Source organism: Arthrobacter sp. 2RAF6 (genome assembly GCF_052115205.1).
In the GTDB taxonomy this organism is placed as follows: Bacteria; Actinomycetota; Actinomycetes; order Actinomycetales; family Micrococcaceae; genus Arthrobacter.
This window is the reverse complement of the sequence record NZ_JBFRGF010000003.1, coordinates 200177-218626: the sequence shown is the minus strand read 5'-3', so window position 1 is coordinate 218626 and position 18450 is coordinate 200177. Positions and strand designations below refer to the sequence as shown.

At 64.3% G+C, this 18450-nt stretch carries 19 protein-coding genes; 7 read left to right on the top strand and 12 right to left on the bottom strand.

The window, feature by feature from the left end:
* The coding region (gene glgP / locus AB4Z38_RS03725) for an alpha-glucan family phosphorylase (RefSeq protein WP_441428455.1) at positions 1–959 on the top strand (959 nt) is incomplete at its 5' end.
* Positions 960–1002: 43 nt separating this feature from the next.
* Here the strand turns inward: glgP and AB4Z38_RS03720 are convergent.
* Positions 1003–1362 (bottom strand): barstar family protein, encoded by a 360-nt coding sequence (locus tag AB4Z38_RS03720; protein WP_441428454.1) that lies wholly within the window; start codon positions 1360–1362, stop codon positions 1003–1005.
* A 5-nt stretch (positions 1363–1367) separates the two neighbouring features.
* Positions 1368–3476, bottom strand: coding sequence for a glycogen debranching protein GlgX (gene glgX, locus AB4Z38_RS03715; RefSeq protein WP_441428453.1), 2109 nt, complete (start codon positions 3474–3476; stop codon positions 1368–1370).
* A gap of 280 nt (positions 3477–3756) precedes the next feature.
* Here glgX and AB4Z38_RS03710 point away from each other — a divergent pair, with 280 nt between their 5' ends.
* On the top strand, positions 3757–4569 hold the full coding sequence (locus tag AB4Z38_RS03710; protein WP_441428452.1) for a carbon-nitrogen hydrolase family protein: 813 nt from the start codon (positions 3757–3759) through the stop codon (positions 4567–4569).
* A 153-nt stretch (positions 4570–4722) separates the two neighbouring features.
* Here the strand turns inward: AB4Z38_RS03710 and rlmB are convergent, their stop codons facing one another.
* The 5 genes from rlmB to AB4Z38_RS03685 form a co-directional block, all read right to left on the bottom strand.
* Entirely contained in the window at positions 4723–5718 is a 996-nt protein-coding gene (gene rlmB / locus AB4Z38_RS03705) for a 23S rRNA (guanosine(2251)-2'-O)-methyltransferase RlmB (RefSeq protein WP_284983629.1), read from the bottom strand.
* A gap of 79 nt (positions 5719–5797) precedes the next feature.
* Complete coding sequence (gene cysS / locus AB4Z38_RS03700; protein WP_441428451.1) at positions 5798–7261, bottom strand: cysteine--tRNA ligase; 1464 nt, start codon at positions 7259–7261, stop codon at positions 5798–5800.
* A gap of 57 nt (positions 7262–7318) precedes the next feature.
* Positions 7319–7828, bottom strand: coding sequence for a 2-C-methyl-D-erythritol 2,4-cyclodiphosphate synthase (gene ispF, locus AB4Z38_RS03695; protein ID WP_441428465.1), 510 nt, complete (start codon positions 7826–7828; stop codon positions 7319–7321).
* 23 nt (positions 7829–7851) lie between these two features.
* Positions 7852–8634 carry a 2-C-methyl-D-erythritol 4-phosphate cytidylyltransferase gene (gene ispD, locus AB4Z38_RS03690; RefSeq protein ID WP_441428450.1) on the bottom strand — a complete coding sequence of 261 codons (783 nt, stop codon included), beginning with the start codon at positions 8632–8634 and terminating at the stop codon, positions 7852–7854.
* Positions 8635–8811: 177 nt separating this feature from the next.
* Positions 8812–9294, bottom strand: coding sequence for a CarD family transcriptional regulator (locus AB4Z38_RS03685; protein WP_011690592.1), 483 nt, complete (start codon positions 9292–9294; stop codon positions 8812–8814).
* Between the two features lie 295 nt (positions 9295–9589).
* Between AB4Z38_RS03685 and AB4Z38_RS03680 the strand changes: the two genes are divergently transcribed.
* Entirely contained in the window at positions 9590–10171 is a 582-nt protein-coding gene (locus tag AB4Z38_RS03680; protein WP_441428464.1) for a hypothetical protein, read from the top strand.
* Positions 10172–10299: 128 nt separating this feature from the next.
* Here the strand turns inward: AB4Z38_RS03680 and AB4Z38_RS03675 are convergent, their stop codons facing one another.
* Together AB4Z38_RS03675 and AB4Z38_RS03670 are read right to left on the bottom strand one after the other, a co-directional pair.
* Positions 10300–10980, bottom strand: a complete 681-nt coding sequence (locus AB4Z38_RS03675; protein WP_059388662.1) for a response regulator transcription factor — start codon at positions 10978–10980, stop codon at positions 10300–10302.
* The gene (locus AB4Z38_RS03670) at positions 10977–12179 is read right to left on the bottom strand and encodes a sensor histidine kinase (RefSeq protein ID WP_441428463.1); all 1203 of its coding nucleotides are present in this window, start codon (positions 12177–12179) and stop codon (positions 10977–10979) included. The genes AB4Z38_RS03675 and AB4Z38_RS03670 overlap by 4 nt, the downstream gene beginning before the upstream one ends.
* Before the next feature lie 206 nt (positions 12180–12385).
* Between AB4Z38_RS03670 and phoU the strand changes: the two genes are divergently transcribed.
* Positions 12386–13039 (top strand): phosphate signaling complex protein PhoU, encoded by a 654-nt coding sequence (phoU, locus tag AB4Z38_RS03665; RefSeq protein ID WP_284753411.1) that lies wholly within the window; start codon positions 12386–12388, stop codon positions 13037–13039.
* A gap of 71 nt (positions 13040–13110) precedes the next feature.
* Here the strand turns inward: phoU and AB4Z38_RS03660 are convergent, their stop codons facing one another.
* A complete protein-coding gene (locus AB4Z38_RS03660) occupies positions 13111–13857 on the bottom strand; it encodes a phosphoglyceromutase (RefSeq protein WP_441428449.1) in 747 nt (248 codons plus the stop codon).
* Positions 13858–14000: 143 nt separating this feature from the next.
* Here AB4Z38_RS03660 and AB4Z38_RS03655 point away from each other — a divergent pair, with 143 nt between their 5' ends.
* A complete protein-coding gene (locus AB4Z38_RS03655; RefSeq protein WP_441428448.1) occupies positions 14001–14846 on the top strand; it encodes a class I SAM-dependent methyltransferase in 846 nt (281 codons plus the stop codon).
* An 89-nt stretch (positions 14847–14935) separates the two neighbouring features.
* Here AB4Z38_RS03655 and AB4Z38_RS03650 read toward each other — a convergent pair whose 3' ends face one another.
* Both AB4Z38_RS03650 and AB4Z38_RS03645 read right to left on the bottom strand, forming a co-directional pair.
* Positions 14936–15274 carry a DUF2516 family protein gene (locus AB4Z38_RS03650; protein WP_441428447.1) on the bottom strand — a complete coding sequence of 113 codons (339 nt, stop codon included), beginning with the start codon at positions 15272–15274 and terminating at the stop codon, positions 14936–14938.
* A gap of 10 nt (positions 15275–15284) precedes the next feature.
* On the bottom strand, positions 15285–16469 hold the full coding sequence (locus tag AB4Z38_RS03645) for a trans-sulfuration enzyme family protein (RefSeq protein ID WP_441428446.1): 1185 nt from the start codon (positions 16467–16469) through the stop codon (positions 15285–15287).
* Positions 16470–16643: 174 nt separating this feature from the next.
* On the opposite strand from AB4Z38_RS03645, the gene tmk reads away from it, so the two are divergent.
* Together tmk and AB4Z38_RS03635 are read left to right on the top strand one after the other, a co-directional pair.
* Positions 16644–17288 (top strand): dTMP kinase, encoded by a 645-nt coding sequence (gene tmk, locus AB4Z38_RS03640; RefSeq protein WP_441428462.1) that lies wholly within the window; start codon positions 16644–16646, stop codon positions 17286–17288.
* Positions 17285–18433 carry a DNA polymerase III subunit delta' gene (locus AB4Z38_RS03635; protein WP_441428445.1) on the top strand — a complete coding sequence of 383 codons (1149 nt, stop codon included), beginning with the start codon at positions 17285–17287 and terminating at the stop codon, positions 18431–18433. Before tmk ends, AB4Z38_RS03635 begins: the two co-directional genes overlap by 4 nt.
* The last annotated feature ends 17 nt before the right edge of the window (positions 18434–18450 follow it).

Below are 18450 nucleotides of genomic sequence, written 5' to 3'. Positions count from 1 at the left end.
CCGGCAAGAAAATGATCCAGGACCTGGTGAAGTTCACCGACGACCCCGCCGTGAGGCACCGGATCGTGTTCCTGCCCAACTACGACATCGCCATGGCCCGCACCCTGTTCCCGGGCTGCGACGTGTGGCTGAACAACCCGCTCCGGCCCTTGGAGGCCTGCGGGACCTCCGGCATGAAAGCGGCCATCAACGGCTCGCTGAACCTCTCGGTCCTGGACGGCTGGTGGGATGAGATGTACGACGGCGAGAACGGCTGGGCGATCCCGACCGCGAACAACGACGCGTCCCCGACCGAACGCGATGACATCGAAGCCGCCGCCCTCTACGAGCTCCTGGAGACCCAGGTGGCCCCGCGCTTCTACGGCTCCACGGTCTCCGCGGACGCCGGCGCCGCCGGGCCCTCGCAGTCCGGCCCGGAAACCATCCCGACGCACTGGGTGTCCATGATCAAGCACACCCTGGCCCACCTCGGCCCGGCAGTCTCGGCCGACCGCATGCTCCAGGACTACGTCAACACCCTCTACCGCCCGGCAGCGGAGTCAGGACGGCGTGCCGTGGCTGGCTCGTTCAAGGAAGCGAAGGAACTCGCGGCCTGGACCACCAAGGTCCGCAACGCCTGGCCGCAGCTGATCGTGGAACACGTCGATTCCATCGGGGTCTCCGAAGAGCCACAGATCGGGGACATCCTCCAGGTCAACGCCTACATCGCCCTGCACACCCTGACACCGGACGACGTCAGCGTCGAGGTGGCGTATGGGCGGGCTGAAGAAAGCGATGAGCTGGAGGACATCACCGTGGCCGAACTGAGCTCGTTCGAGGACCTCGGCAACGGGCGCCACCTGTTCACCGGTTCCATCCTGATCAACCGCTCCGGATCCTTCGGCTACACCGTCCGGGTCTTCCCGAAACACCCCTCCCTGGCCTCGAAGGCCGAACTGGGGCTGATCGCCAACGCGTAGTGACAAGCGGGCCGGGTGGGCATCGCCCACCCGGCCCGCCGCGCTACTCCTGGAAGACCGTTATGACGGCGAGGTCCCGCCCGGCATAGGACTCGGCGTCCTGGAGGATTTCGCAAACCAACCCGAAGGACCGGTCCGTCCGGTAGGCCGCCGGGACCTGCCAAATCAGGGTGACGGGGGGTTGGTCATCCTCGGCCACACTGTCTGCGAAATCGTGGAGCGAATCGTTGAGCGCATCCAGGTCCACCCCGTAGTACTCGGGGAAATCGAGCACCTGGCCGAACACTTCCAAGACGGCCTTCTTGCTTGCTGCCGGCGGCACGATCACGGTGCGGCGGCCGGCGTCGGACGCTTGTTCCTGCAGTTCTTCCAGTGTCCACGTGTCTACGGAATAGATTTTCATGGTTCCTAGGTGCGGTAGACGTTGATGGTGTTGCCTTGGACGACTTCCCGCTCGCCTGCCGAGACCAGTGCTCCCTGCCTGCGGTCATTGAGCTCGGACGTCGTCAGGCGTAGCTCGAACATCCGGCTCCCCGTTCCGGATTCGGCGAGCAGTTTGGGCAGGACGACCTTCTTGTCATCCTTGTTGCCGTTGATCACGATCAAGCCGCGGTAAGCGCCGCCCTCAGAGCTCACCAAGAGCTGCACGATCCGCAGGGAGGGATCGTGCCATCGGGCCGCCGTCATGGGCTGGCCTTTTTCATCAAACCAATCCAGGCCCGTCCCGCTGTCCGGGAAGCCTGCGTCCTGGGCTTGCAGGAACTCTTTCCGGAGCCTTATCACCCGTTTGGTGCTCCGCAGCAGGTCATGCGATTCGGGTGTCTGGGTCCAGTCGATCCATGTCAGGGGGTTGTCCTGACAATAGGCGTTGTTGTTTCCCTGCTGTGTGCGTCCGAGCTCGTCGCCAGCGGTGATCATGGGTACGCCAATGGAGATCATCAACGTGGTCATGAGGTTCCGCTTCGAAAGGGCACGGGCAGCGAGAATGGTCTCGTTTTCCGTGCGGCCTTCGAATCCGTGGTTGTAGCTGAGGCTGTTGGTCTGCCCGTCGCGGTTTTGCTCGCCGTTGGCCTCGTTGTGCTTACGGTCGTAGGACACTAGATCGGTCAGGGTGAAGCCGTCGTGGGCCGTGACGAAGTTGAGCGAGGCGAGCCTGGAGCGTCCTGAAGGTTCAAAGACCCGGGCCGAGCCCGTCAAGGCGTCGGCGAGATCTCCCATGGTGCTGCCGGACATCCCGCCGTCCACAGCGGACCGCTCTGACAGCCAAAAACGGCGCACGCCGTCGCGGAAGTGATCGTTCCAGTCCACCCAGCCCTCCGGGAACCGGCCGGTCTGCCAGCCACCGTAGCCCACGTCCCACGGCTCGGAAATGAGCTTGGTCTTGGAAAGCACCGGGTCCTGGGCGATCCGTTTCAAGAATGGGTGCTCAGGGTCGAATTCATTGCCCGCATTGCGGCACAGCGTCACGGCAAGGTCGAAGCGGAAGCCGTCTATGTGGAATTCGTCCGCCCAATATCGCAGCGAATCAATGGCCAGGTCCACCACCCTGGGTTCGGCGAAGTCAAGGGTGTTGCCGCAGCCTGTCGTATCAAGGTAACGGCCATGGGCATCGTGGCGGTAGTACTGCCGCTCCCCCAGGCCCCTGAAACTGGAGGTATCGCCGTCGGGGCCGCCTTCGGCGGTGTGGTTGTAGACGACGTCGAGGATCACTTCGATCCCCGCGGCGTGCAGGAGTTTCACCATGCCTTTGAATTCGTCCTGGACGGCGTGGGGGCCCGCCTGCTGGGCGGCTTGCGTGGCGTAGTCCGCGTGTGGTGCAAAGAACGCGGCGGTGTTGTATCCCCAGTAATTGGTCAGGCCCAAGTACTGAAGGTGCTGCTCGTCCATGTGGAAGTGGATGGGCAGCAATTGGACGGCAGTCACTCCCAATGAGTGGAAGTGCTCGATCATGGCGGGGTGCGCCATGCCTGCGTAGGTGCCGCGGAGGTGCTCGGGGATATCCGGGTGCAGCATGCTTTGGCCGCGGACGTGAGCCTCGTAGACAATGGTGTCCCGCCACGGCGTGCGAAGCAGGGGATCGTTACCCCAATCGAAAGCCGATTCCATCCGCACGGAGGTCAGCAGCTCTCCGCGCTGGTGCACCGCCCGACCGTAGGGATCCAGCAACAGCTGCTCGGCGTCGTCGGCGTCAAAGTCCGGGGCAGGAACGGACAGCGGAATCGCGTCCTCGTGGACTGCTGCGCGGAAGCCGTACCGGGTGCCGGACGGTAGCCCGTCCACAATCCCGTGGTGCACGCCGTCCTCAAGCTTCGGCAGCGTGTGGACTTTCCAGGAGTCGCCGGGGGCCTTGTAGGCGATTTCGACTCGCGTGAGTCCCGGGGCCCATACAGCGACGTTGACCCTGTCCGGCGAGGGAGTGTCGTCGTCGGATATTCCAGGCCGCGGCAAACTCAGCCCGAGCGGCGAAGGCCGCGAGGCGTCCACTGTAGATGCTGTGTCAAAAATCGGCATAACCATTACTTGAGAGTTTAGTCTCCGACGCCAATTCTCCCTTGCCGGCGGCCCATATGACAGTGGTCATGCCCGGCGGTCGGAACCAAACCGGCAGTCCGTACAAACGCAAACAAGCCGCTCACCTGCTGAAACGTCGAATCACCCGGCTCGTTGCGCTTTTCGTGAAACCGGTCGTTTGAGCGGATTGTGTCGGTTGCGCCGAATACGGCCGCCCGCGCACGTGAGTTCGTATCCTCAACGCGGCCGTTGCATACTTTGGCTATACACCAATGTGGAGGTAATTGTGCGAATCGCTCTTGCTCAACTCATCAGTGGCCGCGAGCTGGCAGACAACCTGATCCTGTTGGAAGACTACGCCCGCCGGGCCAAGGAGGGCGGCGCCGAGCTCGTGGTATTCCCTGAAGCAACCATGCGGGCGTTCGGGAATTCCCTGCTCGACATCGCCGAGCCCCTCGACGGGCCATGGGCCAGCCAAGTGCGGAAGATCGCCCAGGATCTTGGGATCGTGATCGTGGCCGGAATGTTCACCCCCGGGCTGGCCTCCGACGGCGGCAGCAACGGCAAGGTCCGGAACACCCTGATCGCGACCGGGCCCGGAGTGGACACCAGTTACGACAAGATCCACCTCTTCGACGCCTTCGGCTTTGCGGAATCGGACACCGTCGACCCGGGCACCGATCCCGTGACGTTCGACGCCGGAGGCCTCACCTTTGGCCTGGCCACGTGCTACGACATCCGCTTCCCGGCCCTCTTCACTGCCAATGCCGACCGCGGAGCCGACGTGAATATCGTGTCTGCTTCCTGGGGAGCCGGGCCGGGTAAGGCGGAACAGTGGAAGCTGCTCGCTCGAGCCCGGGCGATCGACACCACAACCTTCGTGTTGGCTTGCGGGCAGGGCGATCCCGCGAGCCAAGGCCGTGAACCCAAGGGTGCGGCGCCCACCGGAGTGGGGCACTCCGTCGTCGTGTCCCCCTTGGGGAACGTGCTCGAAGAGCTCGACGCCGAACCCGGCCTCTTGTTCGCGGAGCTGGACTCCGCCGCCGTCGAGGAAGCGCGGGTCAAGCTCCCGGTCCTGGCCAACCGCCACGACTTCTAACTTGACTTCCAAGGGGAACAGCAACGCCCGCTCACATCTGGCGCCAAATGGACGGACGCTCGCTCACATCAAGTGAGCGAGCGTCCGTCGGAAACACCCTATAAGTGAGCGAGCGTCCGTATTTGGCCGGCGGCTGTGCCGCCACCCAACTGGCTACTTGGTGGCGCGCTGCCTTGAGACTTCGTACAGGGAGATGCCCACGGCCATCGAGGCGTTCAGCGATTCCATGGCGGAGTCGATCGGGATGGAGATGATCTGGTCGCAGTTTTCGCGGACCAAGCGGCTGAGCCCCTTGCCCTCGGAACCCACAACAATGCACACGGGATCGGTGGCCAGGGCGAGATCCGGCAGCGAGACATCGCCGTCGCCATCCAGGCCCAGCACAAAGATGCCCATCTGCTTGAACTGCTTGAGCGCATTGTTCAGGTTGGCGGCCCGGGCCACGGGGACGCGGACCGCCGCGCCTGCACTGGTCTTCCAAGCCGAAGCGGTGACGCCGACTGAGCGGCGCTCCGGGACAATCACGCCGTGGCCGCTAAAGGCGGAAACGGAGCGGATGATGGCGCCCAGGTTGCGGGGGTCGGTGATGCCGTCGAGCGCAACGAAGAGGGGCGCGTTGGGGATGTACCCCTTCTTCCATTTGGTGACCGTCTCTTCGGCGAGGTCGTAGGCGTCCTGGTATTCGTACGGCGGGATCTGCAGCACGAGGCCCTGGTGGACGGCGTCTTCGGTCATGCGGTCCAGCTCGGGCTTACCGGTTTCCAGCAGCGGGATGCCACGTTCGGCAGCAAGCTTGAGGGACTCCTTGACGCGGTCGTCCATCTCGATCCGAATGGCAACGTGCAGTGCCTTCGCGGGGATTCCGGCGCGGAGCGCCTCCACCACGGAGTTGCGTCCGGTGACTACTTCCTCGGTAGCGCGGCCCTTCGGGCCTGAGCGGGCTCCCGGGTTGGAGCGGCTGGCGCCCCCGGCCGCGCGCTTGGCCGCGGAGCGCTCGGCAAGCTGCTTGCTCTTGTACGCCTTGTGGTACTCGCGGTCCTCAGCCTTGGGGGTTGGACCCCGGCCTTCCAAGGCCTTTCGACCGTGGCCACCGGTTCCAGTGGTGGGGCCCTTCTTGTTTTTGACAGCCCGGCGACCGTTGTTGGCCATGAATTCCACCCTTGATTGTGTTGAGTACGTCTGCAATCAAGTCTACTGAATCAACTTAAATCGGGACGACGGCCCTTTCTCAGTCCCGTTTCAGGCTCCAGCTGGCTCCATCGGCGCCGTCTTCGACGGCGATACCGGCTGCCGCGAGAGTGTCGCGGATGGCGTCGGAAGCCGCCCAATCCTTGTTGGCCCGCGCCTCGGCGCGCGCCTGCAACTGGGCTTCCACTAGGACCTCCAGGGCTTGGGCGCCCTCGGAGTTCTCCTGGACTTCGCCGCGGACGTCGTTCAGTCCGAGCACAGTGGTCATGGCCATCACGGCCTGGAGCGCCTGCTCGGCAGCGGCGTCGTCTCCTGACGCCAGCGCCGTATTTCCTGCACGGACAGTCTCGTGGAGGGCGCCGAGGGCCTGCGGGACGTTGAGATCGTCATCCATGGCAGCAGCAAAGGCATCGGGAACGGGGCTCGACTCAGGGTGCGCGGCGAAGTCGCCACCGAACTTCTTGGAAGCCTTCGCGACAAAACCATAGATGCGTTCCACGGCGGCGGCGGCCTCCTGAAGCGAGGTGGGCCGGTAGTCCAGGATGGAACGGTACTGTGCCTGGCCAAGGTAGTACCGCACAACCCGGGGGCTCGCGAGCTCGAGCATCTCTCCGGGGCTCACCGTGTTGCCTACGGATTTGGACATCTTTTCGCCCTCATACGTGACCATGCCGTTGTGCAGCCAGAAGTTGGCGAACCCGTCACCGGCCGCCTGAGATTGTGCCATCTCGTTCTCGTGGTGCGGGAATCGGAGGTCCAATCCGCCGCCGTGGATGTCGAACTGCTGGCCCAGGTATTTCGTGGCCATGGCGGAGCACTCAAGATGCCAACCCGGGCGGCCGGTTCCCCACGGCGAAACCCAGCTCGCCGTCGTCGGCTCCCCGTCTTTGTAGCCCTTCCACAGCGCAAAGTCGCGCGGGTCGCGCTTCCGGTTGCTGAATTGAGGCTCGACGTCGGCGGCCCCCTGCATGTCGTCGATGTTCTGGCGGGTCAGCGAGCCGTACTTGCTCCAGGAGCGGACGTCGAAGTAGACGTCCCCGGAGTCGTCCAGCGCAGGATAGGCGTGGCCGCGGTCGATGAGCCTTTGAATGAGGGCGTGCATCTCCGGGATGTGGCCGGTGGCGCGAGGCTCGTAGGTGGGGCGGGAAACGCCCAGGACGTCGTAGGCCTGCTCGAATTCCTGCTCGTAGCGGTAGGCCAGGGCCCACCATTCTTCCTCGGCCTTGGCTGTGGGTTCCTCTGCCCAGTCCGGCCCGAAGGACTGCGCGGACTTGGCGAGGATCTTGTCGTCGATGTCAGTGACGTTGCGGACAACGGTGACACGCAGGCCACGGTATTCAAGCCAACGGGTCAACTGGTCGAAAGCGATCGCCGAGCGGACATGTCCCACGTGCGGCATCCCCTGCACCGTGGCACCGCAGTAGTAGACGCTGGCCTTGCCGGCTTCAAGGGGAACGAAGTCGCGGACTTCGGCGGATGCAGTGTCGTAAAAGCGCAGGGTCACCGCTCCAGATTAGCGGATGCGCACCCTCTGGCTTCGTTGCACACCCTCTATCTCTGTTTAGGCGCCATCGCTTTGGTGCGCTGCCGGCACGGCGTAGACGAGCGCCGTGGCAACGGCAGAGATGCCCTCGCCACGCCCCGTGAAACCCAGCCCATCGCTCGTGGTTGCCGTGACGCTGACGGGTGCTCCTGCGGCGGCGCTGAGGACACGCTGCGACTCTTCACGCCTGGGCCCGAACTTTGGCCTGTTGGCAACGAACTGCACTGCCACGTTGCCGATCTCGAAACCCGCAGCCCGGACAATCCTGGCTGCCTCCCCCAGGAGTTTCACCCCCGACGCACCTGCGAACTCGGGGCGGTCGGTACCGAAATGCGTGCCCAGATCACCAATGCCGCAAGCGGAGAAGAGCGCGTCAGCGGCCGCATGGGCAACGCAATCGCCGTCGGAATGCCCGGAAAGTCCGCGTTCCCCGTCCCAAAACAGCCCGCCGAGCCATAACGGCTGCGGATCGTTCTCAGGCGCGTAGGCATGCACATCCACCCCGATGCCCGTGCGCGGCAGAATCATGGCTGCGTTCTCGGAGGCGGCCATCAGCCTTCCACCCAGCGGACTCCGAGCGGCCCCTCCAGCAGGCCTTCGGCAATGATGAGATCCAGCGGCGTGGTGATCTTCAGTGATTGGCTGGCGCCCCGGACTGCGTGGACAGGCACGCCCAGGAGCTCGACGAGCATCGCGTCATCCGTGACTGCCGCCGACTGCTTGTCGTCGAAAGTCGCGGCCGCCGCGTGGGCCCGCACCAAAGTCTCATAGTCGAATCCCTGCGGGGTTTGCACGGCACGAAGTTGTTCGCGCGGGGCGGTGCCGGTGACGATCTCCGGCGCGATTCCGGCGTCGTCCCCGGCGGTCTCCTCAACCATCTTGACGGTATCCACCACCGGAATGGCGGGGATAACCGCCTTGGCGCCCGACGAGAGCGCCACGGCAACGCGGTGGAAGACCCGTTCGGGAGTCAGTGCACGCGCGGCGTCGTGAACCAGCACGGCGCGCGTTCCCTCAAGGACCGCCCCAAGGGCGGCGCGGACCGACGCGGCACGGGTGGATCCGCCGTCGACCACTGTGATCAGCGGACCGTCCGCGCCCAGTTCTTGCCGGAACTCCTCGCAAAGCTCGCGCAGCTCCAGGTCCCCTGCGGGGACGGCCACGCAGATCTGGCGGGCAACGTCCGCCGTCGCGACGCCGCGAAGGGCATGCGTGAGGATCGTTTCGCCGCCCAGCGGAACTTTCGCCTTGGGCATGCCGTAGCCAAGCCGCTCCCCGGAGCCTGCCGCAACGACGACGACGGCGGTGGCCTCGCGCTGGGATGGTGTAGTCATGCGCCCAAGCCTACGTGGTGCCCACCCGCCCAACTAGCTGGCATTAGGTGTCGTTTTGAGCGCTGAAAACGACACCTACTGCTAGTCAGTTGGGCTGCGGGGCCGGGAGCCGGGCTTTCGGGCAAAAGGAAACCCCGGCGGCACGTTGCCACCGGGGTTCAAATCTTTGAATCTCTGTTAGGAAGCCAGAACTTCGTCGAGAACGCTTGCGGCCTTCTCTTCGTCGGTCTTCTCAGCCAATGCCAGTTCTGAAATCAGAATCTGACGGGCTTTGGCCAGCATTCGCTTTTCACCTGCGGAAAGGCCGCGATCGTGATCACGGCGCCAAAGATCGCGGACGACCTCTGCAACCTTGATGACGTCGCCGGAAGCAAGCTTCTCCAGGTTTGCCTTGTAGCGACGCGACCAGTTGGTGGGCTCTTCAGTGAACTCGGCGCGGAGAACGTCAAATACGTGCTCCAAGCCTTCCTTGCCCACTACGTCGCGGACCCCAACAAGGTCTACGTTTTCTGCTGGAACTTCAATGGTCAGATCACCCTGAGCCACCTTGAGCTTGAGATACATTTTCTCTTCGCCCTTGATAGTGCGCATCTTGATTTCTTCAATTTTTGCTGCACCGTGGTGAGGGTAAACTACTGTCTCGCCGACCTCAAAAACCATGTGGACTTTCCCCTTTCCCGCAGACCAGTTTATCACGCTTAAGGCATACGATTGGCACGGAAAGGGGTCCCGAGCCCAGTAAATACGCGGAAAATGGCCTTTTCGGCCCTCCGGCGCCCCCTTGACGGGAGGGCATAAAAGTGCATAGGACACAGCGTTCCGGATGACCCTACTCCTTCCGGAGGGCCGCCACAATGGTGATCGGAATCCTTGTTCCTGCTAGTTTGCCGATAGGCTATGGCTGAAAAGTGTTCCAATGACTCTTAGAGGAGTACGTGTCGTGCGCATTACTGCGATGAACCGTGTCCAGCGCGGCAAACTGGCGATGGCGGCGGCCGCCATCAGCATCGGTCTCTTGTCCGTGACCGGCTGTGGCTATATCAACCCCCAGCAGACCAACGAGCAGTATTCTCCGTCTGACGGCGTCAGGGAAGACCTCGGTCCGCTTCAGCTGCGCAACATGCTCATCGTCTCCACGGATGCCAACAAGCCGGGACGCGTCATTGGTGCCGTGTTCAACACCTCCTCGAGCGATGCAACCCTCACCATCAGTGGCGCGGGCGGGTCACTGGCGACCATTCCGGTCAAGGCCAAGTCCCAGACCTACCTCAACGAGACCACCGACGCCGCCGTTCTGAGCACGAGCGGCGGAGCCCCGGGTTCCACGGCTTCCGTGACCATCAAGACCGGCTCCGATTCCCGGGCCGTGCAGTTCCCGGTCCTGGATGCTTCGTTGAAGGAATACGCGAAGTACCTCCCCACGCCTTCCGCTTCTCCGAGCCCTTCGGTCAGCGGTTCCGCCACCCCAAGCAGCGGTTCCACCGGTTCAAGCAGCAGCGCGACCCCGACGCCGAGCACGAGCGCCACTGGCCACTAGGCGGCCGGCGGCCTGCGCCGCTCCCGTCGGAACCAGCCGGGTCCACGAAGACAAAAGGAAGGGCTCCCGCCACGGGAGCCCTTCCTTTTCGTCGTTGCCCTTGCAAGTTGCTCTGGCCGTGCGGCTTCCTACGGCTCGAACTTGTAGCCCAGGCCCCTCACAGTGACGAGGTAGCGGGGAACCGAGGGGTCCGGCTCGATCTTGCTGCGCAAGCGCTTCACATGGACGTCCAAGGTCTTGGTGTCGCCCACGTAGTCGGAGCCCCATACGCGGTCGATCAGCTGCCCGCGGGTAAGCACCCGGCCCGAATTGCGGAGGAGCATCTCAAGGAGTTCGAATTCCTTCAGCGGAAGCGATACCTGTTCGCCGTTGACGCTCACTACATGCCGCTCGATGTCCATGCGCACCGGACCGGCCTGCACAGTGGATGTGATGAGTTCCTCCGGCTCCCCTTGCCGGCGCAGCACAGCACGCACGCGCGCCACGAGTTCCCTGGAGGAGTACGGCTTGGTGACATAGTCGTCCGCGCCGAGCTCCAGGCCAACCACCTTGTCGATTTCCGAGTCCTTGGCCGTCAGCATGATGACCGGGACGCTGGAACGCTGGCGCAGTTGCCTGCAAACCTCGGTGCCAGGGGTCCCCGGAAGCTGCAAGTCCAGCAGCACGAGGTCGGCCCCGTTGCGGTCGAACTCCACCAAGGCGTCACTGCCGTTGTCCACCACTTGGACATCGAAGCCTTCCTTGCCCAATAGGTAGGACAGGGGGTCGCTGAACGACTCTTCGTCCTCCACGATCAGAATCCTGCTCAAGCGCCAGCTCCTTGCTCTAGGGCGCGTACGGCGCCCGTCGTTTGAATCACGTTTCGGGGCTTCGCCCCGGCGTCGTCCTCCTGGCCTTCCATTTCCGGAAGGCGGATGGTGAAAGTGGAACCTTGGCCTGGCTGGGACCAGACGGTGACCTCGCCGCCGTGGTTGGACACCACGTGCTTGACGATACTCAGGCCCAGGCCTGTTCCCCCGGTCTGCCGGGACCTCGCCGCATCCACGCGGTAGAAGCGTTCGAAGATGCGTTCCTGGTCCTCCGGGCTGAGACCCTCACCCTGGTCAGTGACTGAAATGGCCACCACGCCCTCTTTGGCGCGGACCCCCACTCCCACACGGGTGTTCTCCGGCGAATAACGGATGGCGTTGTCGATCAGGTTCCGCAAGGCGGTCACCAAAAGGTCCTGGTCGCCGAAAACCATTGTTTCCGAGCGTCCGCCGACGACGATCTTGATGTTCTTGAGCTCGGCCGGGAGCTGAGAACGGTCCACGGCCTCGGCGACCACCGTATTGATGTCCACGGCGTGCCCTTGCTGTGCGACGTTGGCGCCCTGAAGCCGGGACAGCTCAATAATGTCCTGGACCAGCGCGGCGAGTCGTGTCGATTCCTTGTGCATGCGCTTCGCGAAGCGACGCACGGCTTCTTCGTCGTCCGGGCTCGCTTCAAGCGCCTCAGCCAGCAGGGAGATAGCGCCCACTGGCGTCTTAAGTTCGTGCGAGACGTTCGCCACGAAGTCGTTGCGGATCTCTTCGGTGCGGGTGATTTCGGTACGGTCATCGGCCAGCAGGACGATATATTCCCATCCGAGCATGGCTGCCCGCACCTGCACCACGATGGTTCCCTTACCCAGGGGACCGCGGGGCAACTCGAAAGTCTCTTCCAGGATCACGCCGTCGCGCCGCACCTTTGCCGTCATGTCCAGCAACTGCTTGTGCACCACCGTGTGGCCCCTCACGAGGCCGTATGCGTAGGCCGCGGGACTGGCCCGGACGACGCCGTCGATCGCGTCCACCACGACGAAAGCGCGCCCGACGACGGACAGCACCTCCGCGGCTCCCTCCGGAAGCAGCGGCTCGGTGACGTCCAGATCCACGATCTTTCGTTGCCGTTCACTGAGCCTGAACGCGAGCACGCCAAAGACGCCGCACGACAGGCCGACTAGACCTGCGATGACACCGATGAGCACTGGATCCACGGATCTAGCTTATGCGCTCAAAACACTGCAAAATATGGAACGGTCACCAAACGGCCCCGGTTCAGCTAACGTTCACCTAAAGGTGCGCAATCGTTCATTGACCACTGCCACCCTTACTAGTTGGACCGTAGTTAGCTGTGATGATTTTCGCGCCGCCAGAAGGGTGCGGAGGAGATTTCCAAGGAGAGGACGCCACCGTGCGCAAGGTTTTTCAGGAGGAGCTCATCCAGGTCGGTGAGGACCTCATCGAGATCTCAAAGCTGGTCACTGAGGCGATCCAGAACGCGACCACCGCATTCGAAGGCGCTGACGTCGATCTCGCCCAGGACGTCATTGCCGCCGATGCCCGCATCGACTTCCTGCAGAACGGCCTCGACGAACGGGCCATCGACATCCTGGCCCTCCAGGGCCCCGTGGCAAGCGATCTCCGGATGATTGTCGGCTCCCTGCGGATGAGCGCATCCCTGGAGCGCATGGGTGACCTCGCCCGGCACGTGGCCCAGCTGGCCCGTTTGCGCTACCCGGCCACCGTCATCCCCGAGCAGCTGACGGCAACGTTCAAGGACATGGCCCGCCTCGACCTCGAAATCATCCAGAAGGTCACCCTGCTCTTGGAGTCTCGCGACCTGGAAGTCGCCCGGGACATCCTCAAGCTCAACATCCGGGTTGACGATCTGCACCTGAGCGTCTTCAGGGCAATCGCCGATCCCGCGTGGGCCGAGACTGCCGCTACCACTGTGGATGTGGCCCTCGCCAGCCGCTACTTCGAGCGTTTCGCCGACCACGGCGTTTCCGTTGCCCGCAAGGTGACCTACTTGGTCACCGGTGAATGGCAGCCGGAAGGCTTCTAACCAGTCATAACTAACAACGACGCCGGCCGGCCCACCTCGCGGTGGGCCGGCCGGCGTCGTTTCTCAAGAGCTTATTTCTTGCCTTGGGCAGCTACAGCCTTGATGGATTCTGCCGCGGCCTCGGGGTCGAGGTAGGTTCCGCCGGGGTTGATCGGCTGGAAGTTCTCGTCCAGCTCGTAGACCAACGGGATGCCCGTGGGGATGTTCAGACCGGTTATGTCTTCGTCGCTGATGCCGTCCAGGTGCTTGACGAGGGCGCGCAGGGAATTGCCGTGGGCCGTGACCATGACTGTCTTGCCGGCCTTGAGGTCTTCCTTGATGTCGGATTCCCAGTACGGCAGGAGACGTACGAGGACGTCCTTGAGGCACTCGGTGCGCGGCAGGGCGTCGCCGAGGCCCGCATAGCGCACGTCGTTCACTTGGGAGAACTCGCTGTCATCGGAAAGGGCGGGCGGCGGGGTGTCGTAGCTGCGGCGCCATTCCATGAACTGCGCTTCACCGAATTCGGCCAGGGTCTGGGCTTTGTCCTTGCCCTGCAGCGCGCCGTAGTGGCGCTCGTTGAGGCGCCAGTCACGCTTGACCGGAATCCAGCCGCGGTCGGCCTTGTCCAGGGAAATGTTCGCGGTGTTGATAGCCCGCTTGAGCAGGGAGGTGTACAGGATGTCCGGGAGAACGTTGTTCTCGACCAGGAGCTCTCCGCCGCGCGCTGCTTCCTCGCGGCCTTGGTCGTTCAGGTCGACGTCCACCCAGCCGGTGAACAGGTTCTTGGCGTTCCAGTCGCTGTGGCCGTGGCGCAGCAGAATCAGCTTGTAAGTCATGGTTTTCATCCTAAGCGATCAGGCCTTGCCGTTGCCGGGCGTTACGCCATGACCCTTTGACCGCAACGCGGGGTCACTTAGCGCCGGTGTTTGGGCGCCGGATGGGCCGTAAGTGACCCCGCGTTGGAGGATAAAGTGGGAGGGTGGTGCAAAAAGCAGAGCGGGTCCAGGGAGGACGCGGCAAACCCGTCGGCAACATCACCAGGGGCACCACGAATCCCAACCGCATGCGCCGCCTGGACCGCTGGTTGGCGGGCCCGCAGGCATGGCGGCTCCGCTCCGCCGTCGACCCCTTGGTAGTGGATCTGGGCTACGGCGCTTCCCCGGCCACCGCCGTCGAACTCTTCGAAAGGCTGCAGGCAGTCCGCCCCGACGTCCGCGTGTGCGGGATCGAGATCGAACCCGAGCGCGTCAGTATCGCGAAATCCCTGGAAAGGCCCGGGCTCAGCTTCCACGTGGGCGGTTTCGAGGTTCCCGTTCCAGGCAATCCCGTGTTGGTGAGGGCCTTCAATGTACTGCGGCAATACGAGGAATCGGATGTGGCCGGGATCTGGTCGCTGGTTCAGTCGCGGCTGGCTCCGCAGGGATTGTTCATCGACGGCACGTGTGACGAAATCGGCCGCAGGGTGACGTGGGTTGCGTTGGATCCGAACGGACCGTTGAGCCTGAGCCTGTCCATGCGGTTCGGCGGTTTCGAACTGCCCTCCGACGTGGCCGAACGCCTCCCGAAGGCACTCATCCACCGCAACATCCCTGGGGAACGCATTCATGCTTTCCTGAATGCGCTGGACCAGGCCTGGTTGGAGGCCGCACCGCTTGCGTCCTTTGGCAGCAAGCAGCGGTGGACCGCCATGTGCCAATCAATGCGCGACGCCGGTTGGCCCCTTCAGGACGGAACGTCGCGCTGGCGTCTGGGGGAACTTACCGTCGACTGGTCAGCCGTGGCTCCGGCCCTAAAGCCTGGGGCCCACGCCGGCAGGGTTCCCTGAGCGTGGGGTCACACCGGCGAGGGCCCCGGCCTGAGCTTGCGAAGGCTGGGAGCCGGTGGGGACTTGCGAGCTTAGGGGGCCGGTGGGGATTACCAGGGACCGTACGGCCCCTGGTTGCGGCCGCTGTTGCCGATTTCTCTCACCGCGGGACGGACGTCCGCCAAGTAGACACACGCCGCGGTGACGGCGGCGATGCCAAAGAGGCCAAAGCCACCGCCGCCACCGAGGACGGAAAGGCCGCCGATCACCGCGGCGACGCCGGTCAGGGCCAGCCAGAACGTCTTGGTGCGCTTGGATGCGGCTTCGAAGGACGAGGGCTTGTGGCGCAGGCAATCGACCAGCGCCCACAGCTCCAAAGCGAAGGCAACCAGTCCCAGAATGAACCAAATCCCATTCTGGATGTATGAAATCAAAATTTTTCCGTCCACGCCCTCAAGCCTAGCGGTCAAGCGACTTGAGTGCTTGCTCCACATCCGCCCAGAGGTCTTCGACGTTCTCGATCCCAACGCTCATCCTGACCAGGTTGTCCGGCACGCTGTGCGGCTCGGCGGTGTGCCGGCGTCGGCGTTCGATGAGGGACTCGACCCCGCCCAGCGACGTCGCCGGGATCCACAACCGCAATGCACGAACCAGTTGATCCGCTGCGTCGGCACCGCTGCGGGTTCCGTCTCCGGCCAACTGGATGCACAGGATGGAGCCGAAGCCCTTCATCTGGGACTTGGCCCGTTCGTGGCCGGGGTCGTCAGGCAGACCCGGGAAACGCACGGACTCGACGCGCGGGTGGGTACTCAGCCGCTCGGCCAACGTTGCGGCAGAAGCTTGCGAGCGCTCGATCCGGAGTGCCAGCGTGCGCAGGCCCCGGAGCGCGAGCCAGGCCTCGAAAGGACCCGCGATGCCGCCATGGATGATGCGGTGGTGGAGGAGTTCCGCGCGCAGCTCCGCATTCGAGGTAACCAAGGCGCCGAGTACTACGTCGGAGTGTCCAGCCAGGTATTTGGTCACCGAATGGAGCACGACGTCGGAACCCAGGCTGAGGGGCTGCTGAACAAGCGGGGTGGAGAAGGTGTTGTCCGTGACCACGATGGCGCCGGCCTCATGGGCAGCGGTGGCGAGGGCATGTACGTCGGCAATGCCGAGCATGGGGTTGGTGGGGCTTTCAATCCACAGCATGCTGGCGGGTCTTCCATCCGCGGGGGCGAGCTGGGCCTTGACGGCGTCGGTGTCCGCGATGTCAACGGTCCGCAACTCAAGGATGCCCTTGGCCGCGAGTTCGGTGGCCATGACGAGCGATCCTGCGTAGCTGTGCGTGGGCATGACGAGCACCCCGCCGGCCGGCACGAGCGACAACGCGGAGCTCACTGCGGCCAAGCCCGAGGCGTAGAGCAAGCCGGGCAGCTCGGCGCCCTCCAGCTGGGCCAGTGCTTCCTCGAACGGATCCCACGTGGGGTTCGCATAGCGCCCGTAGCCGCGGTCGCCGTCGCTCAATGCTCCCGTACCGAAATACGTGGAGGACAAAACGATCGGCGGGTTGACGGGTTGGTCATGGCAACGTTCGGGACGGCCTGCCGCCACCACCACAGTGTCAGGGGACAGATCTGCGGCATGCTCTCGGGAAAGACTCATTTCTCCAGCCTACGGCGCGGGGAGCGGGCGCTGGAAAGGTGTTACGGCTGGGTCTCGCCGAGCGGCAGGGTGCGTCCCGCGCGGGTCGGCGAGCGGCGTCGTCGGGCAGTGTCAGTGTTCCTCTGTACGCTTAGATCCGTGACTACGCAGCGCCTCAAGCAGGACCAGAGCCCCATGCCGGACCAGCGCCCAGGACTCTTCATCGCCTTCGAGGGCGGAGACGGGGCCGGCAAGTCCACGCAGGCCGCCCGCCTGGCCGAGTCGCTCGAATCGCTCGGCTTTTCCGTACTGCGCACCCGCGAGCCCGGGGGCACGCCGATCGGCGAGAAGCTGCGTTCCCTGGTGCTGGACCACGGCCACGGCACCATTGATCCCAGGACCGAAGCCCTCATGTTCGCAGCCTCCCGGGCAGCCCACGCAAGCCAGGTCATCCGCCCGGCCTTGGCACAGGGTTCAGTGGTGATCACGGACCGCTATATAGACTCCTCCGTCGCCTACCAAGGTGCCGGCAGGGACCTCGGGACCGTGGACGTCAGGCGGCTCAACGAATGGGCCACCGAAGGACTCGAACCGGACCTGACAGTACTCCTCGACGTCCACCCGGGCGATGGCCGGGACCGCAGAACTGCCGGAGACGCCGCCGAGGACCGCCTCGAGTCGGAACCGGACGATTTCCACGCCCGCATCCGTGCGGCGTTCCTGGAACTCGCGGAGGCCCACCCGGAGACGTACCTCGTGCTGCCCGCCAAGGATGCCATTGAGGGCCTCGCCGCGCAGATCCTCCGGCGCGTGCAGGACTTGCTCGGGAGCCGCACGTGAGCGTCTGGGACGAGCTCCAGGGCCAGGCGCCCGTCGTCGCACAATTGCGGGCGGCCGCCCAAGGCGAAGGCCTCACGCACGCGTGGTTGTTCACCGGACCGCCGGGTTCGGGCCGCTCCAACGCGGCCAAGGCATTCGCGGCGGCCTTGAACTGTGAGCAGGACGATGTCGCACTTCGAGGCTGCGGCGAATGCGCATCCTGCCGGACCATCCTCGGCGAGACCCACTCAGACGTGACCTTTGTCCGCACCGAGAAAGTCACCATCACCATCGAAGAAGCCCGCCAGCTGGTGTCCAAGGCCGGCGACCGGCCGGCGTCGGGCCGTTGGCGCATCATTGTGGTGGAGGACGCGGACCGCATGGCCGAACGCACCACCAACGTACTCCTCAAGGCCATCGAGGAACCCACGCCCCGGACCATCTGGATGCTGTGCGCGCCGTCGCCCGCGGATGTGCTGGTCACCATCCGTTCGCGCTGCCGCCCAGTAAGCCTCCGGATTCCGCCGGCCGCCGACGTCGCCGCCCTGCTGGTGAGGCGCGACGGCGTCGACCCCGCCATTGCTGACCGGGCCGCCCGCGCTGCCCAAAGCCACATCGGAATTGCGCGTCGGCTGGCCCGCGATCCGGAGGCCAGGGAGCGCAGGATGGAGACCGTCCGGTTCCCGCTGGGCCTGCGGGGAGTCACCGCAGCCGTGATGATGGCCGAAAAGCTGGTCAAGATCGCGACCGATGAAGCCAACAGCTCCAACGACGAACGTGACGCCGCCGAGAAGGTCGCCCTGCTCGCGAGCCTGGGCGCTCCGGAGTCGGGCACCCTGCCGCCGTCGATGCGCAGCCAGGTGAGGCAGCTTGAAGACGACCAGAAACGGCGTGCCAAGCGCTCCATCACAGATTCCCTCGACCGCACGCTGACCGATCTGCTGTCCTTCTACCGGGACGTCCTGGTCATCCAACTGGGGAACGCTGTGGAGTTGGTCAACGTTGAGCTCAGGAGCGAACTGGAGGCCTACGCGGCCGGCTCCACGCCTGAAATCACCTTGGCGCGAATGGATGCCATCAACAAGGCGCGCGTGCGGATCACCACGACCAACGTGGCACCGCTGTTGGCCGTCGAATCCATGGCGAGCGGCCTGATTCAGCAATAGCCGGATAGTTTAGAAGT